The following is a 17049-nucleotide window of genomic DNA, read 5'->3' on the forward strand; positions in this document are numbered from 1 at the left end:
GATTTAATTCAGTGTTTTCCTAGAGCGAGAAAGAAGGGGGACCCTGTCTTCGGATCCCCCTTGAGGCGTTTCGTCAAACCGCTCGTCCGCGGTCAGGGGTTCTCCCTTCCGGAGATGCCGCTGTGGGCTGTGGGGCCGACTGCCGGCGTCAGCAGCCCAGGAACTCCTCCACGAGGCCGACGAACATGGCGCTGCCCCGGTACAGGACGTCCTCGTCGACGTCGAACTTCGGGTTGTGGTGCGGGATGTCCGTGTGCTTTTCGTGATTCGAGGAGCTCAGGAACATGAAGGCGCCGGGCGCCTTCTCCAGGTAGTAGGCGAAGTCCTCGCCCGCCATGTTGGGGGCGGGCATCGACGTAATGACGTTTTCGGCGCCGAGGACCTTCTTCGCCGTGTCGCCCGCGAGCTTCGCCATGGCGTCGTCGTTGACGACGGGAGGAGCGCCCCAGTCCATCTCGAAGTCACAGCCGCCGCGGAAGGTGGCCGCGACCCCCTTACCGATCTCCCCGATGCGTTTGGCCAGGTGCTGCCGCACGGGGTCCTCGAAGGCGCGGATCGTGCCCTCGATCACGACCTCGTTGGGGATGACGTTGTAGGCGAAGCCGCCCGCGATCTTCCCTATGGTCAGGACGGCGGCCTTGGGCGCAGCGATCTCCCGCGCGATGACCTCCTGAAGCGACAGGACGATGTTTGCGGCGATGGTGATGGGGTCGACGCCCTTCTCCGGCGTCGAGCCGTGGCAGCCGGTGCCCTTCACCGTCAGGACGAAGCGGTCGAACGACGCCATGGCGCAGCCGGGGACGACGATGAGCGTTCCGGAGGGGATGTTGGGGTCGAGGATGGAGCCGATGTGCGTGCCGAAGACGGCGTCCACCCCGTCCATGACGCCCTCCTTGATCGCGACCTTCGCACCCCGGCTGATCTCCTCGCCCGTCTGAAAGACGAACTTGACGTTGCCGGCCAGCTCCGCCTTATGTTCGTTCAGGACGCGCAGGGCCCCGAGGAGCATGGCCGCGTGGTTGTCGTGTCCGCAGGCGTGCATGCGTCCCTCGTGCTTCGAGGCGAAGGGCAGGCCCGTGTCCTCCTTGATGGGCAGGGCGTCGATGTCCGCGCGGAGCAGGATCGTCTTTCCCGGCTTTCCGCCCTGGATCGTGCCGATGAGGCCTGAATCGCCCTGGTTCTTCTTGTAGGAGATGCCCAGCTTGTCCAGCTCGGCGCAGACCGCGGCCTGAGTCTTGGGGAGGTCCGTCCCCAGCTCCGGGATCTGGTGCAGGGCGCGGCGGATGCCCACGATGTAGTCCTGCAGGCCCTCGCATTCCTTCCACAGGTTCATTGATGATCTTCCTCCTTACTTTTCGAAGAAAAACGTTACTTAAAAAAAGAAAGCGTTACTTCCCCATGCCCATGCCGTACAGCACGCGGGCGAAGGTGATGCTTCCAAAGACCGAGATAACGATGAGCAGCCACGCGGCGATCGACGGGATGGCCCAGTGGAGGAGCAGCGGAAGCCCCAGGGCGAAGACGCCCACCAGGGGATACTTGATGGCGAAGTTGCCCAGGGTGCCTCCGAAGATGGCTGCCGCCGAATACTTCGTGAGGCCCGTCACGATAAACTTGGGGAGGACGGCGACGACGGCTGTGCCGACGACGGCCGCCAGGGTGGTGAAGAACAGGTTCATGATGATGGACCCGCAGATGGCCATGGTGGACGCAATCTCCGCCTGGATCGTTCCGGGCTGACTGTCCGTGGCTTCAAGAGCCAGGGCCGCCACGGGAACGCGCATGTTGCCGATGTTGCCGGACAAGAATCCGAGGTAGGTGCCTGCCATGCCCAAAGCCGCGTAGTAGGAGATGGGCTCGACGAGGTAGAAGGCGCCGAAGGAGGCGGCGGTCATGCCCCAGGCGGTAAGGACGACGTTCCAGTCCGGCCAGCAGTGGTGCGTGCTGCAGAGCCAGAGGACGGGGATAAAGGCCGTCGCGGCGGCGATGAGGTTGGTGGGCGCGCCGATGAGGATGCTGCCCTTTTTCCATTCAGCCATGTGATCGTGTTCTGACATAGTGATTCCTCCTGAAGTGTGTGCGTCCAAGCCCTACTGCGGCATGACGGCAAAATACATGTCGTAGACCAGCGCGCAGGCCATCCCGAACAGCATGGCGATGCCCAGCGAGTACTCCATCAGCTTGGGGCACTTCGGCACGACGAACTTGACCAGGAACAACATGCAGAGCGCCCCGGCGATGGCGGCCGTCGCGTGTCCGGAGCTCTTGCGCAGCTCGCCGTGGACCAGGTAGCCGAAGATGCCGAGGGAGCAGGCGCCGGACAGGACCACCAGCCACCTGGAGTCGCCACCGCTCGCCTTCTCGCGGAGCTTTTCGACGGCCGGCGTGAAGAGTCCCGTAAACACCAGCCAGCCCGCTCCGTTCAGCGCCATGGCGAACCAGGAGACGGACATGACGGTGAGGTCGTATCCCGTTCCTCCCAGCTCGACGCCGGAGGCCTGAGCGCCGTAGGTGGCGGCCGTCAGCTCCGTGGGGGCGGCGCCGATGATGGAGAGGCGCATCCAGGCCATGGGGCCCCCGATTGCCGCCATCAGCCCCACCATGACGATGAAGACGCCGAGTGCGGGGCCGATGGAGGTGATGAGTCCGACGCGCAGGGCCTTGCTGCTGATCTCCGCCGGAATGCCTGCGCGAAGCCTGGTGCGGCGGGCCATGCACATGAACAGTATGGCCTGTAGAAACGCGATGCCCACCGTGATCGCGCAGAGCATCCAGATGATGCTCGAGTTCGCGATGTCCAAGTAGCTCTGTCCGTCCTGCATAAAAACCACTCCTTGAATAGAAATTGGCGGAAAGCCCGCCGGACACCCACAGGGCCGCGCGGTAGGCGCGGCCCCAGGGGATGTTTTGAAAGGGTTTCATACGCTGTTTCAGCGCGCCCAGGGATACCAGACGACGAGGTTCGGGCGGGTATCTGGCGTTTTGTAAGCGGGTTCAGTGCACTCAAGGGCAGGGCCTTTCGAGCCGGGTGCCGAACAGCGTTTCCTGAAGAACGAGCGGACCTCCTTCTGGTAGTGCGCTGCCCCGCAGCGCAGCAAAATTCGCCCCTCTATTTTTCGATCGCTCTTACGTTCGAGCGCCTGGGGGGCGAATGAATTCAGGCCGTCCTCAACGGCGTTCTCAAGGCCGATAACATCAAAACCGTTGGAACAATTATATCCATAAGGCAGAACGCTTGTCAATGGATGGCCTGGTTCGGTCTTTTACGCAGCCGGCCTGAGGGGCCGCGGCGTCCGGCCTGGAGCGGGGCGAACGGGGGAGTGGGCAATAAGGACGACCGGCGGACGCGATCGCGTCCGCCGGTCGTCCTTCGTCAGCGTTTCCGTCCGCTGCTCTAACCCTTCAGGAACGCGGGGTGGTCCCTCTTCTCGTCCAGCACGAAGGCGTCGACCAGCCCGTTCAGCCGCTCCGACGTCTCCGCCATGGACTGGGCCGCCGTGGCGATCGACTCCGCAGCCGTCGTCGTCTCGTGGCTCGAGTCGCGGATCGCGGCGGTGGAGTCCATGATCTTCGCGTTGGAATCGCTCAGGTTCTTCATGGCCTCGGCGATCTCCTCGGACGACGCGGCCTGCTTCTCCGCCGCCGCAGCGATGCTCTGGATCCCCTGGTTCAGGCTCTCGATGGCCTCCTGCGCGGCGTCCAGCCTCCTCTGGGCCGACTCCGCGTCCTCCATCGCCCTCTGGAGCAGGGGCCCTGCGGACTCCGTCATGACGGTGGAGCTCTCGGACTCCTTCTGCAGGTTCGCGATCAGCTTCGAGACCTCCTGAGCGGCCCGCCCCGACTCCTCCGCCAGCTTGCGGACCTCCTCGGCCACGACGGCGAAGCCCCGTCCCGCCTCGCCCGCCCGCGCCGCCTCGATCGCCGCGTTCAGGGCCAGCAGGTTGGTCTGGTCGGCGATGGAGGTGATGGTGGCGACGAAGCCGGATATCGAGTCCACGGACTGCCCCAGCTCGCGGATTCCCTGGAGGCTCTGGCGTGCGGCGTCCCCGACGCTGCTCATGCTCTTCAGGACCTTGGTGACCTCCTCCGCGGCGTTCCGTGCGGCCTCGGCGACCTGGGCGGCCTGCTGAGCGCCGTCCGTGGAGGCCTGAGCGCTGGACTGGGCGCTGGCGGCGATCTCCGAGACGGAGACGCCGGTCGCCTCGGTGGAGGCCGAGGCCGCCTCCATCAGCCCGTTGACCTGAGCGACCGAGGCGGAGACCTCCTCCATGGAGGCCAGAGTCTCCTGGGAGAGGGCGGCCAGGGTGCTGGCTTGCCTGGAGCTCTCCTCCGCCTCGCCCCGGACCCTACTCAGGGCCCCTGAGATGGAGTCGAGCATGGAGTTCAGGAGGCCTGCGATGCGGGCCAGCTCGTCGCGGCCCGAGGCCTCGAAGCGCGCGGTCAGGTCGCCCCCGCTCAGGACGTCCGTGACGGAGGTCATGCCGCGGATGGCCCTCGACAGCCCGCGGATGATGAAGAGGATGAAGATCGTCGAGAACGCGATGGCGATGAGCGCCATCGTCACGTTCAGGACCGTCAGGGCGTGGGTCCGGGCCTCCATGACCTTCGTCGGCAGAAAGATGTAGAAGAAGAACCCGTTTCCAACGGGGGTGAAGAAGGCGTGGTGGGGCTCTCCCTGAAACTCGTATCTTGCAAAGCCCGTCTCCCCGGCGACCATGCGGCGGGCGAAGGCGCTGACCGAATCGCTGAAGTCGGCGGGGTTCAGCAGGTTGGCCTTCAGCACGAAGCTCTGGTTGGTATGGGCGACGAGCAGGCCGTCCTCCAGGATCATGGCGCCCGAGCCGTGGCCAAACATCTTCTGGGAGACGACGAACTGCTCCAGGGCCTCCATCTTGATATCGACGCCGACGACGCCGATCAGGCCGCCCGACCTGTCCGAGATCGGCTGGACGACGCTCAGGATGGAGGTCCCCGTCGTGGCGTCCACGTAGGGCGTGGTGAAGATGGGCTCACCGCCCTGAGCCTTCAGGGCGGCCTGATACCAGGGTCGGGTTCGGGAGTCGTAGCCCTCCGGATTCCATCCGTCGCTCGAATAGAGCTGTCCGTCGGAACTCGTCCCCAGGTAGAGGCCGACGAGGCCGAGCGACTCCACGGAGCCGGCCAGGGAGGCCATCAGCGCCTCGAGGTCCTTCCTTTGGACGTCGGGATTTTCCAGGATAGCGTGGCGGACCTCCGCAGCCGCCATCCGCGTCACGCTGGCGTACTTGTCCAGGTACTCGCGGATGACGCCCGCGCTTCCCGTCACGATCTCGTTCCCCGTTCGTTCCTGCAGATCGCTGACGATGGAGGTGGAACGAAAGTGCGTCACCAGCGTCATCGTCACAATAATGAGGAACACCACGGTCACCATGAGCTTCAACTTGCCGCGAATCGACATATCTTTCCCTCCAGGAGAAAATTTTCCACAAAATGGTGGCATAACCTGCGTATCGATTATATACCTCAAGCCCCCGAATAGTGGGATGAAGGGGTAAGGTCGGGGTGACGGCCTGATGTTCCGGCATAAACGGCATAAACTTCAGTGCCCTGCCGGTTGTCCTCCCTGGGACGCCCCCTGATATAATTTAGGAATGAAAATATCGGGCGACGTCGAGCGGAGAGGGGCTTTGCGTCGTCCTGCACGGAGGGGAGCGGATGCGGATGAGAAGGACGGCGGGGGCGATGGGGTTGGCAGCGCTTCTGGCGCTGTGGCTGGCGGGAGCTGCTTTTGCGGTAGACGAGCAGGGGTTGCCGGACAAGGCGAAGCTCTCGGCGAACCGGATGCGCTTCGACTCGACGACGGGGGACTTTTTGGCGGAGGGGGAGGTCCTCATCACGGCGGACGGACTCACGGTCAGAGCGCCTCGAGGCTCGGGTAACGTCCCGCGTCGCGAGGCGGCCTTCGACAGCGGGGTGACGGCCTCCGGAACGTGGATGGGCGATGCCGTGGACCTCAGGGCGGGAAGGCTGACCCTCAACTTCGCAGAAGCCCCGGCCTGCCGCCTTCAGGATGGCGTCAAGGGGGCTGTGGGCACGATGGGCCTCGACGCGGACCGGCTGACCCTCATCGGGGCAGGGGGCGTCGGGAGCCCGACGGAGGAGGACCAGCAGACGAAGTTCTGGATCGTGGGGGCCCACAGGCTGGAGGACCGCTCCAGGGGCCTGACGTTCGGCGCGGACTCCATCGAGGGCGTCCTGCGGGAGGGGGCTCTGGCCTCCATGACGGCGAAGGATCGGGTGTGGGTCAGGGGCCGACCGAAGCAGTCGGGGGAGCCCGTAAGCATCAACGGCGACCACGCGCTCTACTCCCTCCAGCGCGGCAGCGTCGTGCTGAGCGGCCGGGTCGTGGCCGTGCAGGGAGGGCGCACCCTGAGGTCCGACTCCATCGTCTACTTTCCGGACCAGAACCGCGTGGAGGCCCTGGGCGGCATCACCCGGAACGAGTCGGGCACGGTGAGCGCGGACCGTGCGGAGATCACCATCGACCTCAAGCGGGAGCGCAGAAAGTGAATCTCGACAAGGCGGGGAAGGAGCGGGGCGGCGCAGCGGAGGAGCTGACCGCCACGGGGATTCGCAAGGGATACGGCGGCCGGCTCGTGGTCTCGGACGTCAGCGTCCGGGTGCGCCCCGGCGAGGTGGTTGGGCTTCTCGGCCCCAACGGCGCGGGCAAGACCACGTCCTTCTACATGATCGTCGGGCTGGTCCGCCCCGACGCGGGGCACGTCTTTATCGGAAAGCGCGACGTGACCGGCCTGCCGGTCTACGCCAGGGCGCGTGCCGGCATCGGCTACCTGCCCCAGGAGCCTTCGGTGTTTCGTAGCCTCACGGTGCGGGAGAACATCGACCTGGTGTGGGAGGAGACGCGGCAGTCCAGGGCGGGGACGGATGGGCTTCTGGAGCGGTTCGGCATCGCGCACATCGCGGACACGAAGGGCTACGCCCTGTCGGGGGGGGAGCGGAGGCGCGTGGAGATCGCCAGGGCCCTGACGCTCTCGCCGCGCTTCATCCTGCTGGACGAGCCCTTCAGCGGCATCGACCCCATCGCCGTGAACGACATCCAGGGGATGATCCATCGTCTGAAGGAGGGCGGCTACGGCGTCCTCATCACGGACCACAACGTGCGCGAGACCCTCTCCATCACGGACCGGACCTACCTGATCCACGAGGGAAAGATCTTCCTCGAGGGGACGCCGTCCGAGGTGGCGGAGAACCCCATGGCCCGCAAGTTCTACCTCGGCGATCACTTCGATTGGCAGGCCGCGCCGAACCCTGAACCGAAACGGGGGCCCGACGCGAAGCCCAGGCGCCGCAAAAGATAAGAGGGGTCCCGGTCGCTTTGCCGGGGCCCCTTGCCTCTCGCCGTTGGCGATGGTTTTGCACTCGAAATGCGCCCTGCGGAGTTTCTCGATGGTGCCGTCCGGTCAGGTCAGACGCCGGCAGAGAACCGCCCCGGCCCGCTGACGACGGCCAGCCCGCTGGCGGAGAGGGTCATCATGCAGGTCTGGAGCGTCACGAGGTCCAGACCGCTCTCGGCCAGGAGCTCGTCCATCGTTCGGCCGCCCTGGCGTTGCAACAGGGCCAGCACGACCTTCTCGTCCGTGGAGAGGGGCGGCTGCGGCCTGGCGGCGGGCTCGTCCAGGTCCAACACCAGCTGCCCGTAGCGCCCCGTCGCGCAGTGGATGAACTCGTCCACGTCCACCAGGGGCTCGGCGCCGTCGCGCAGGAGACGGTTGGTTCCCCGGCACACGCCCTCCGTGATGCGCCCCGGCACGCACCAGACCTCGCGCCCCAGGTCCAGCGCCAGGCGGGCGCTGATCATCGCGCCGCCGTCCTCCGGCGACTCCACGACCACCGTGCGACCCGTCATCCCCACGATGAGGCGGTTGCGCTCCGGGAAGTGCCAGGCCGCGCCGTCCGTCCCCATGGGGTACTCGGAGACCAGCGCCCCCGTCTCCGCGATCTGCGCGAAGAGCTCCCTGTGCTCCATCGGGTAGACCCGGTCGATGCCCGTGCCCAGCACCGCGACCGTGACGCCGCCCTCGGCCAGACACCCTCTGTGACCCGCAGCGTCGATGCCGCGGGCGCCGCCGCTCACCACCATGAGCCCCCCTCTGGCCAGAGCGCGGCCAAGGGCCTCCGCCACGGTCTTACCATAGGCGCTGCACCGCCGCGTCCCCACGACGGCGGCGGAGGGCAGCGCGACGTCCAGCTTCCCCTTGACGTAGAGCCCGATGGGCGGCTGGCTCAGGTCCTGAAGCCGCGCCGGACAATCCGGGTCGTCCACGGTCAGAAAGCGCGCGCCGAACCGCGCCGCGCGTTCCTCTTCCCGTTCGGGCCAGTCCCCCTCTCGCAGGAGGCGCGACAGGTTCTTCCGGACGGACGGCGTCAGGTTGAGCGCATCCCACAACTCCTCCCGCTTCAGGTCCTCCGGGGCATAATTCTCGCACAGCTTCCGGAACGCCGGGAGCGGCGCGTGCGCGGCGTTCATCAGGAGCGCCGCCTTCAGTGTCGAGTCCATGGTTCGCATGACCTCCTCCCAGTGACCGCTCCATTATACTGGAATGGGGCAGGGCCCCTTGCAGGGGGACCAGGAGCACTGAGCATTTCTTTTAGCGTGAACCGGTATGTGGCGAGGCTCAACGTTACAGCAGCGCGCATCAGGCGTGCAAAATCCGTAATTTACAGGGTCTGACTTGTATTGACATTTAGAGGTCCAGTTGCTAATCTTATCCATGTTATCGACCTGTTGGCACTCACCGATCAAGAGTGCTAATCAAGGGGACGAAACGGAGGCGATGCCGATGACGGAGAGGCAGCTCAGCATTATCCTGGCGGTGGTGTACGAGTACATCAAGACGGGGGAGCCCGCCGGATCGCGCACCATCACGAAGAAGTACATCAAGGGGTTGAGCCCTGCCACGATTCGCAACGAGATGGCCGACCTCGAGGAGATGGGGTATTTCTATCAGCCCCACACGTCCTCCGGACGGCTGCCCACGGCCAAAGCCTATCGCGTCTACGTGGATTCCGTCACCGCCAGGGCCCGCAGCCGTTCTTCCCGCGGGGCCGAGGCCTGGCGGCGGGAGCTCATGGGCCGGCGGAGCGGCATCGAAGACCTCCTGAACTACGTCACGAACCTTCTCTCGCGCCTCACGAACTGCGTTGCGGTGGCAGCGGTCTCCGGGCTGGACAGCATGGAGATCTGGCACATCGACCTGATGCCGCTGGGAGGGAAGAACGTCCTGGCCTTGATCGTGCTGAAGGGCGGGCTGGTGCACCACACGGAGTTCACGCTTCCCTGCGAGGTGGAGCCGGGGCTCCTGGAGGAGCTCAGCCGCCGGATCAACACCATCGCCTGCGAGCACTCCTGGAGCGAGGTCCACGACGTGCTGTATCAGTACGTGCTGGGGGGGCTTGAGGAGGCCGAGACGGCCTGCCGAGCGGCCATCAGCGACGTGGACCGGTTTCTGACGGAACAGAACTACCGCTTCTTCAGCAGCGGCGCGAAGCACATCCTGAGCCTGCCCCACTTTCAGGCGCTGTCGCGGCTGCAAGCCGTGCTGACGCTCCTGGAGCAGGAGAAGCCGCTGGCGAGCATGGTGGAACAGTGCCGCCAGGCCTCGGACCTGCGGGTATCCCTCGGCGACGAGAACGAGACGGACGGGATGCAGGAGAGCGCCATGATCCTGATCCCGGCGCGGGCCTGTCAGCAGAAGGCGGTCCTGGGCCTGATCGGCCCGCTGCGGATGGACTACGAACGCTCCATCAGCGTTTTGGAGGCCGTCGCGGACGCGCTGGACGACGAGGCGGGAGAGCCTGGAAGGCTGCGGAAAGAAGAGGCACTGAATGCACAGGAAAAAAATAAGCGCGCGGGACGTAAGGGCCTGCCGACGAGAATGAGCCGGAACGCCGGGGACGACCGGACGGCCGAGCGGGAGATGAGTGCTATGACGGAGGAACGATTGAAGGAGGACTACCTGATACCCGAAGCGGAGGACGCCCTGGGGGATTCCGAGGCGGAGGCCATGAGCCGGCCCGTTAAGGAGTACTCCATCGGCGAGGACGGCGTCCTCATTGAGGAGACGCCGGAGCCCGAAGAGAAGGCGAAAGGGAAGGAAAAAGAGGAAGGCGCGGCCCACCCGCCGGCGAAGGAGCCGGACGAGGGCGCGGAAGAGCGCGTCGCGGAGCTGGAGCGGCAGCTGGCGGTGGCCAGGGCGGACTTCTACAACTATCGTCAGCGCGCGATGCGCGAGCGCCAGGACCTGCGCCGGCGCGCGATGGAGGACCTGATCGTTTCCCTCCTGCCCGTGCTGGACAACCTGGACCGGGCGCTCTCCGTCCCTGAGGACGGCAGCGCGAAGGACATCCTGGCGGGGGTGAAGATGGTGAGCCGCCAGTTCCTGTCCGTCCTGGACGAGATGGGCGTCAGCGCCATCCCCGCGAAGGGCGAGCGCTTTGACCCGGCGCTCCACGAGGCGATCGGGGCCGTCCCCGTGGAGGACGCGGAGGAGGACGGCGCGGTCGTCGATGAGCAGCTCCGGGGGTATCGGACGAAGGATCGGGTCCTGCGGCCCGCGCGGGTCCTGGTGGGCAAGGCGGAATAGGACCGCCGGAGGAACGGCCGTTTTTTCAATGGGTTCAAGGGGATCGCGGTTATCGGGGTTCCTTATCTTTAGAGACGATACAAGTTTGCATACAGGAGGAAAACGTTATGTCGAAAGTGGTTGGAATTGACCTTGGAACGACGAACAGCTGCATTGCGGTTCAGGAGGGGGATCAGACGACGATCATCCCCAACAACGAAGGGGCGCGGACGACGCCCTCCGTGGTGGCCTTCACGAAGGACGGCGAGCGCCTGGTGGGGCAGCTGGCCAAGCGACAGGCCATCGTGAACGCGGACCGCACCATCATGTCGATCAAGCGCGAGATGGGGCACGACTACCACGTGGAGATCGACGGAAAGAAGTACACGCCGCAGGAGATTTCCGCGATGATCCTTCAGAAGCTGAAGAGGGACGCCGAGGACTACCTGGGGGAGAAGGTGACTCAGGCCGTCATCACGGTGCCGGCCTACTTCACGGACGCGCAGCGCCAGGCGACGAAGGACGCGGGGACCATCGCGGGCCTCGAGGTGCTCCGCATCATCAACGAGCCCACGGCGGCCTGCCTGGCCTACGGCGAGAACCGCAAGGAGGAGCACAAGATACTGGTGTTCGACCTGGGCGGCGGCACCTTCGACGTCTCCATCCTGGACGTCGGCGAGGGGGTGTTCGAGGTGCTGGCCACGGCGGGGGATAACCGCCTTGGCGGAGACGACTGGGACAACCGCATCGTGGACTGGATGGTGAGCGAGTTCAAGAAGACGGAGGGCGTCGACCTGAAGAACGACAGCATGGCCATGCAGCGCCTGCGCGAGGCGGCCGAGAAGGCGAAGATCGAGCTCTCCAACATGACGGAGACCACGATCTCCCTGCCGTTCATCACGGCCACCCAGGCGGGCCCCAAGCACATGGAGATGAAGCTGACCCGCGCGAAGTTCGAGGAGATGACGGCGGACCTCCTGGACCGCACGGCCGTCCCCACGCAGCGCGCCCTCAGCGACTCCGGCCTCGACCCGTCGAAGGTCGACAAGGTCCTCCTGGTGGGCGGCTCCACCCGTATGCCCATGGTGCAGAAGAAGATCGTGGAGATCATGGGCAAGGAGCCCACGAAGGGCATCAACCCCGACGAGTGCGTCGCGGCCGGCGCGGCCATCCAGGGTTCCATCCTGACGGGGGACCACAAGGACATCGTCCTGGTGGACGTGACGCCCCTGTCCCTGGGGCTGGAGACGCTGGGCGGCGTCTTCACGAAGGTCATCGAGCGCAACACGGCCATCCCCGTCTCCAAGAGCCAGGTCTTCACGACGGCGGCCAACAATCAGGCCCAGGTGGAGATCATGGTGCTTCAGGGCGAGCGCTCCATGGCGGCGGACAACGTGAAGCTGGGCCAGTTCGTGCTGGACGGCATCCCCCCTGCACCCAGGGGCATCCCTCAGATCGAGGTCACGTTCAACATTGACGTCAACGGCATCCTGAACGTCTCCGCGAAGGACAAGGGGACCGGTAAGTCCCAGAAGATCACGATCCAGTCCTCCAACCTGTCCAAGGATGAGATCGAGCGCATGAAGAACGACGCCGAGACCCACGCGGACGAGGACGCGAAGAAGCGCAGCGCCGCCGAGGTTCGCAACGAGGCGGACTCCGCGGTCTTCGGGGCGGAAAAGCTCATCAACGACTACGGCGACAAGATGACCGCCGAGGAAAAGGGCAAGCTGAACTCCCAGATCGACGACCTGAAGCAGGCGATCGATAAGAAGGACGAGGCGGCCATGAGGCGCGCCAAGGAGGCCCTGGAGGGGACGGTGCAGGCGTTCTCCACGCGCCTCTACCAGGCCGCGGGCGCCGGCGCGGAGGGTGCGGCGGCCGAGAACGATGCGGGCGGCGCTGGTGCAGGGGGCGGCGACGGCGAGACGGTGGACGCCGAGTTCAGCGACAAGGGCAACGCTTAGCCCGAAGGCTGCGGGGACGTCGCTCCGAGCGCGAAGCGGATAGCGCACACTGAATAGGCTATAATCTTTGAGGGACGGCGGACGGCAGAAGCCCCGCCGCCCCTTTTAAATTCTTTTGGGGGACGTTTTCCCCGGCAGTGGGGTGTCTGTTCAAGTGGAAGATTTGTACCGGATCCTCGAAGTCCCCAGGGACGCGACTCAGGCGGACATAAAGAAGGCCTACCGTCAGCTCGTGCGGAAGTACCATCCGGACACGCACCCTGGCGACAGGGAGGCGGAGGAGAAGTTCAAGAAGATCAACGCGGCCTACTCCGTGCTGGGCGACGAGGAGAAGCGGGCGCGCTACGACCAGTTCGGCACCGCCGACGGCTCCGGCCCCTTCGGCGGCATGAACGGCATGGACTTTGGCGACCTCTTCGGGGACCTCTTCTCCCAGGTGTTCGGCGGCGGCATGGGGCGGCGCGCCAGCGACCCGGAGGCCCCGCGCCGGGGCGGCGACCTGGAGATGGTGCTGCGCGTCACGCTGCTTGAGGCGGCGCAGGGCGTGGCGAGGGAGGTCGAGGTCCCCCGCTGGGAGCGGTGCGAGACGTGCAGCGGCACGGGGGCGAAGCCCGGCACGAAGCCCGAACCCTGCCCGGTCTGCGGGGGCCGAGGGCAGGTGCAGCAGGTGCAGCGCTCGATTTTCGGAGAGTTCATGACCATCGCCGCCTGCCCCAACTGCGGCGGCGCGGGCAAGGTCATCCGGGACAAGTGTGCCGACTGCGGCGGCCACGGACAGGTGCGGAAGAAGCGCAAGCTGGAGGTCAAGATTCCGGCCGGAGTGGAGCGGGGCACACGCCTTCGCATCCCCGGTGCGGGGGATGCCGGCACGAAGGGGGGGGCGGCGGGGGACCTCTATCTGGTCGTGGACGTCGCGCCTAGCGAGCGGTTCGAGCGCGACGGCGCAGACCTGCACGCGCGCCTCGTCCTGACCTACCCCCAGGCCGTGCTGGGCGCGGAGGCGGAGATCGAGACCCTGACCGACGGGCCGGAGAAGATCGCCGTCCCGCCGGGCACGGCCCACGGCCAGGTGCTGAAGGTGCGGGGCAAGGGGATGCCGCGGCTGAACCGACCCAAGTCGCGGGGCGACCTCTACGCCCACGTGTTCATCGACGTCCCCGCGAAGCTCACCGACCGCCAGAGGGAGCTCATCACGCAGCTGGCGGATGAGATGAAGGCCCCCGTCGGCACGGGGGAGCCGGGCTTCTTCGAGAAGGTCAAAAAGCTCTTCAACTGATCCGCAGGCCGATCGCGGCAGTTCGGTGCGGCGAACGGAGGGACGGGTTCACCCGCTCCCCCGTTCGCCCTTTTCGTCGCTTCCGGCGCGGCCGCGGGCCGGGCCCCTTCTTCGCTCAGACCGCCCGACGTCCGTAGTTTTCGTGATTTACGGCGCCGAAGCGCGATGCTATACTCTCTCGGTAAGGTTAATATTGGTCAAAGGGGCTGATGGGCTATGGCCGTTCAGTATAAAGACTATTACGAGATCCTGGGTGTGCCTCGCAGCGCGTCTGTGGACGAGATCCGCAAGGCGTACCGGAAGCTGGCGAAGAAGTACCACCCGGACGTCTCGAAGGAAAAGGACGCCGAGCAGCGCTACAAGGAGGTCAACGAGGCCTACGAGGTGCTGAAGGACCCGGACAAGCGGCAGAAGTACGACACGCTGGGCATGAACTGGCAGGCGGGGCAGGACTTCACGCCGCCTCCGGGCTGGCAGGGCGGCGGCGCGGGCGGCGGGTTCCGCGTGGATTTCGGCGGCGACGCCGGCGGCTTCAGTGACTTCTTCAAGACGCTCTTCGGCGGCGGCCTCTCGGACCTCTTCGGCGGAGCCGGGGGAGGGAACTTCAGCTCCGCCGGGGGCTATTCGCCGGTCCGGCGCGACAGCGAGGTGGACCTGGAGCTCCCGCTGGAGGAGGTCGTCCGCGGCGGCACGCACACGATGGTGATGACCGCGCCGGGGGGCGAGCGCCGCGAGCTCAACGTGCGCCTGCCGAAGGGCGTCACGGAGGGGGCGCAAATCCGCCTTCCGGGCAAGGCTGCGGGGGGCGGGGACGTCTACGTGAACCTGCACCTTGCGCCGCACCCCGTCTTCAGCGTCAGCGGCTGCGACTTGACGCGCGAGGTGAAGGTGGCGCCGTGGCGGGCCGTCCTTGGGGGCGACGTGCAGGTGGAGACCCTCACGGGCTCCGTCACGATGAAGATGCCGCCCGGCATTCAGGACGGGCAGCGCCTGCGCCTGCGGGGCAAGGGGTTGCCGAAGCGCGGCAGCGGCAATGGCGACCTCTACGTGAGGGTGCGCATTGAAATCCCCCGCCACATCACGGACCGCCAGCGCGAGTTGTGGCAGGAGCTCGAGAGGAGCGGCGAGTAACCGCGGTCGGGCCGCAGGGGAGGCGCAGGACGCCGGAGTGGGGCCGAGCCCGTCGGGGTTCGGCCCCACTCCGTACTTTGCGAAGGGTTGCGTCGAAGGCCGTGGGGGCGGAGGCCTGGTGTCCCAGGCAGCGCGGGCCCGCCACGCGGAACGGGGACGTTTCCCGCGCGTCCCTGGCGTGCGCCCCCTACGCCCGATCCTCCACCTCCAGGCTCTTCAAGAGGAGCCTGCGCGCTGCCGTCGGGTGGCGCCGGTGCAGGGCGCCGAGGGAGGCCATGATGTAGTCCCCGTCCAGCAGGATCTTTGCGTCCTTTGGCGGAAAGAGCTTGCGCCGTCCGCCCGCACAGAGCGCGTGCGCCAGGATGTCCCGCCCGCCCGGCAGGCGCGTCAGGGCGCCGCCCGTGCCGATGACGGTGCGCACCAGGGAGAGGTCCTTCCCCTTCGCCAGGGTGGTCCTGCCCGTCGGGCCGTAGAGGTCGATGAACTGCCCCGCGTGTCGGTCGAGCGCCACGTCGCAGGCCTTCTGGGTCAGGCGCTCGACGAACTCGACCTCCTCCGGAGTCGTCGGAATCTTCGAGGCGTGCTCCAGGAAATAGGCGGCCTGCGGGATGAGGCGCGCGGCCTCCTCCTCGCTGAACTTCTCGACGAGGTGTACGCGGTTCACGAACACGCCGAGGTCGCCCTCGACGGTGCGCTTCGCGAAGGGCTCCGCCTCCATCATCACGTCCGCGACGGCGGGGCTGTCCTCGCAGACGGAGTGGACGTCCGTCGTCGCTCCGCCGACGTCGATGACGATGAGGGGTCCCAGAATCTCCTGCGCCATGATGGCGCACTGCATGACGGCTCCGGGCGTCGGCAGGATCGCGCCGTTGACCCTCTCGCGGATGCGCGCCATGCCGGGGGAGTGGGTGATGTGCTCCTCAAAGACCTGGTGGATGAGGGTGCGCGTGGGCTCGATGTTGAGCTGGTCCAGCTTTGGGTAGACGTTCTCGGTGAAGTAGACCCGGACGCCCGCCTCCTCCGCCATGAGCGCGATCTCGTCGCGGTTCTCGACGTTCCCCGCGTAGATGAAGGGGATCGACGGGACGGTGCGGGACAGCGCCTCGAAGTTCGCCAGGGCCGTGTCCCGCTCGCCGTAGTCCGTGCCGCCCGCGACGAGGATGATGTTTGGGTTGATCTCCCGGACCTTCGCCAGGTCCGTTCGGCGCAGCCGTCCGGCCGTCACCGCCTTGATGACGCCGCCGGACCCCAGGGCCGCCTCCCGCGCCGCGCGCACGGTCATGTCGTACACCAGGCCGTGGACGGTCATGCGAAGCCCTCCCGCCGCGGAGCTCGTGGCCAGCATATCGCGCCACTCGAGGTCCGCGCAGCCAAGCCGTTCCTTGAGGTCCGTCAGCGCCAGATCCAGTCCGACGCCCACGTCCCCCTCCTCGACGGTGGTGCGGGCCTGACCCTGTCCGATAAAGACGGGGTCGGAGCCCTCCACGCCGTCGAACGCATTGATCACCGTCGTCGTGCTGCCGATCTCGGCCACCAGGACGTCGATGGATTTCCTTTGGGACATGACGGCCTCCTTTACGATCTCGTCGGGCTGCTTCCTTCTCACTTTTCTGCGTCCTTTTGCCTGCATCGTTTGACGAGGAAGCTGGCGACGTCAATGCCCTTCGAGCCGCGGCCGAAGCCGGCGTCCAGCCCCGCGGCCACGGCCATCTCGTCCGTGACCTGCGTGCCGCCACCCGCCAGGATCAGACGGTCGCGCACCCCCCGCTCCACGCAGATCTGGTTCAGGCGCCGCATGTTCTGGATGTGGATGTCGTCGTGCGAGATGATGGTGGACTGCAGGATCGCGTCCGACCTCGTCTCGATGGCCGCGTCCACAAGCTTCTCCACGGGACACGACGTGCCCAGGTAGTGGTACTTGACCCCGAAGCCCTCGATCCCCCCGTGCTTGATGTCCAGGATCTCCTTCAACCCCACCGAGTGCTCGTCCTCGCCCACCGTCGCCGCCACCACCGTGATGGGACGCTCGTGGATGTAGTCCCGAATCTCCTTC

Annotated in this window: 13 protein-coding genes; 6 read left to right on the top strand and 7 right to left on the bottom strand. The window is 66.3% G+C overall.

What is annotated here, in order from left to right:
• Positions 1–148: 148 nt before the first annotated feature.
• The 4 genes from SY1_RS01210 to SY1_RS01225 form a co-directional block, all read right to left on the bottom strand.
• Positions 149–1333: a M20 metallopeptidase family protein gene (locus tag SY1_RS01210; protein WP_015555915.1), complete on the bottom strand. Its 1185-nt coding sequence runs from the start codon at positions 1331–1333 to the stop codon at positions 149–151.
• Between the two features lie 55 nt (positions 1334–1388).
• Positions 1389–2057: a hypothetical protein gene (locus tag SY1_RS01215; protein WP_015555916.1), complete on the bottom strand. Its 669-nt coding sequence runs from the start codon at positions 2055–2057 to the stop codon at positions 1389–1391.
• Between the two features lie 33 nt (positions 2058–2090).
• Positions 2091–2822 carry a DUF5058 family protein gene (locus SY1_RS01220; RefSeq protein WP_015555917.1) on the bottom strand — a complete coding sequence of 244 codons (732 nt, stop codon included), beginning with the start codon at positions 2820–2822 and terminating at the stop codon, positions 2091–2093.
• Positions 2823–3394: 572 nt separating this feature from the next.
• A complete protein-coding gene (locus SY1_RS01225; protein ID WP_015555918.1) occupies positions 3395–5437 on the bottom strand; it encodes a methyl-accepting chemotaxis protein in 2043 nt (680 codons plus the stop codon).
• 257 nt (positions 5438–5694) lie between these two features.
• On the opposite strand from SY1_RS01225, the gene SY1_RS01230 reads away from it, so the two are divergent.
• On the top strand, positions 5695–6549 hold the full coding sequence (locus SY1_RS01230; protein WP_208872528.1) for an LptA/OstA family protein: 855 nt from the start codon (positions 5695–5697) through the stop codon (positions 6547–6549).
• Entirely contained in the window at positions 6546–7358 is an 813-nt protein-coding gene (gene lptB, locus SY1_RS01235; RefSeq protein WP_409152339.1) for an LPS export ABC transporter ATP-binding protein, read from the top strand. Before SY1_RS01230 ends, lptB begins: the two co-directional genes overlap by 4 nt.
• A gap of 107 nt (positions 7359–7465) precedes the next feature.
• Here lptB and dprA read toward each other — a convergent pair whose 3' ends face one another.
• Positions 7466–8557 (bottom strand): DNA-processing protein DprA, encoded by a 1092-nt coding sequence (gene dprA / locus SY1_RS01240; protein WP_015555920.1) that lies wholly within the window; start codon positions 8555–8557, stop codon positions 7466–7468.
• A 283-nt stretch (positions 8558–8840) separates the two neighbouring features.
• Here dprA and hrcA point away from each other — a divergent pair, with 283 nt between their 5' ends.
• From hrcA to SY1_RS01260, 4 genes are all read left to right on the top strand, one after another.
• Positions 8841–10643 carry a heat-inducible transcriptional repressor HrcA gene (hrcA, locus tag SY1_RS01245; RefSeq protein WP_015555921.1) on the top strand — a complete coding sequence of 601 codons (1803 nt, stop codon included), beginning with the start codon at positions 8841–8843 and terminating at the stop codon, positions 10641–10643.
• 107 nt (positions 10644–10750) lie between these two features.
• Positions 10751–12589 (top strand): molecular chaperone DnaK, encoded by a 1839-nt coding sequence (dnaK, locus tag SY1_RS01250; RefSeq protein WP_015555922.1) that lies wholly within the window; start codon positions 10751–10753, stop codon positions 12587–12589.
• 154 nt (positions 12590–12743) lie between these two features.
• Positions 12744–13865, top strand: a complete 1122-nt coding sequence (gene dnaJ, locus SY1_RS01255) for a molecular chaperone DnaJ (RefSeq protein ID WP_243440545.1) — start codon at positions 12744–12746, stop codon at positions 13863–13865.
• A gap of 216 nt (positions 13866–14081) precedes the next feature.
• Entirely contained in the window at positions 14082–14996 is a 915-nt protein-coding gene (locus SY1_RS01260; RefSeq protein WP_015555923.1) for a DnaJ C-terminal domain-containing protein, read from the top strand.
• 187 nt (positions 14997–15183) lie between these two features.
• On the opposite strand, the gene SY1_RS01265 is transcribed toward SY1_RS01260, so the two are convergent.
• On the bottom strand, positions 15184–16602 hold the full coding sequence (locus SY1_RS01265; RefSeq protein WP_243440546.1) for a GlmL-related ornithine degradation protein: 1419 nt from the start codon (positions 16600–16602) through the stop codon (positions 15184–15186).
• A partial coding sequence (locus tag SY1_RS01270) for a cobalamin-dependent protein (RefSeq protein ID WP_208872530.1) occupies positions 16599–17049 on the bottom strand: 451 nt, incomplete at its 5' end. The genes SY1_RS01265 and SY1_RS01270, both read right to left, overlap by 4 nt.

Source organism: Fretibacterium fastidiosum (assembly GCF_000210715.1).
Taxonomy (GTDB): domain Bacteria; phylum Synergistota; class Synergistia; order Synergistales; family Aminobacteriaceae; genus Fretibacterium; species Fretibacterium fastidiosum.

Excerpts from the sequence above, each read along its gene's own strand:
- SY1_RS01220 (WP_015555917.1), bottom strand. The coding sequence starts at position 2,822 with ATGCAGGACGGACAGAGCTACTTGGACATCGCGAACTCGAGCATCATC.
- SY1_RS01260 (WP_015555923.1), top strand. The coding sequence starts at position 14,082 with ATGGCCGTTCAGTATAAAGACTATTACGAGATCCTGGGTGTGCCTCGC.
- SY1_RS01230 (WP_208872528.1), top strand. The coding sequence starts at position 5,695 with ATGCGGATGAGAAGGACGGCGGGGGCGATGGGGTTGGCAGCGCTTCTG.
- SY1_RS01225 (WP_015555918.1), bottom strand. The coding sequence starts at position 5,437 with ATGTCGATTCGCGGCAAGTTGAAGCTCATGGTGACCGTGGTGTTCCTC.
- hrcA (WP_015555921.1), top strand. The coding sequence starts at position 8,841 with ATGACGGAGAGGCAGCTCAGCATTATCCTGGCGGTGGTGTACGAGTAC.
- SY1_RS01215 (WP_015555916.1), bottom strand. The coding sequence starts at position 2,057 with ATGTCAGAACACGATCACATGGCTGAATGGAAAAAGGGCAGCATCCTC.
- SY1_RS01210 (WP_015555915.1), bottom strand. The coding sequence starts at position 1,333 with ATGAACCTGTGGAAGGAATGCGAGGGCCTGCAGGACTACATCGTGGGC.
- dnaK (WP_015555922.1), top strand. The coding sequence starts at position 10,751 with ATGTCGAAAGTGGTTGGAATTGACCTTGGAACGACGAACAGCTGCATT.
- dprA (WP_015555920.1), bottom strand. The coding sequence starts at position 8,557 with ATGGACTCGACACTGAAGGCGGCGCTCCTGATGAACGCCGCGCACGCG.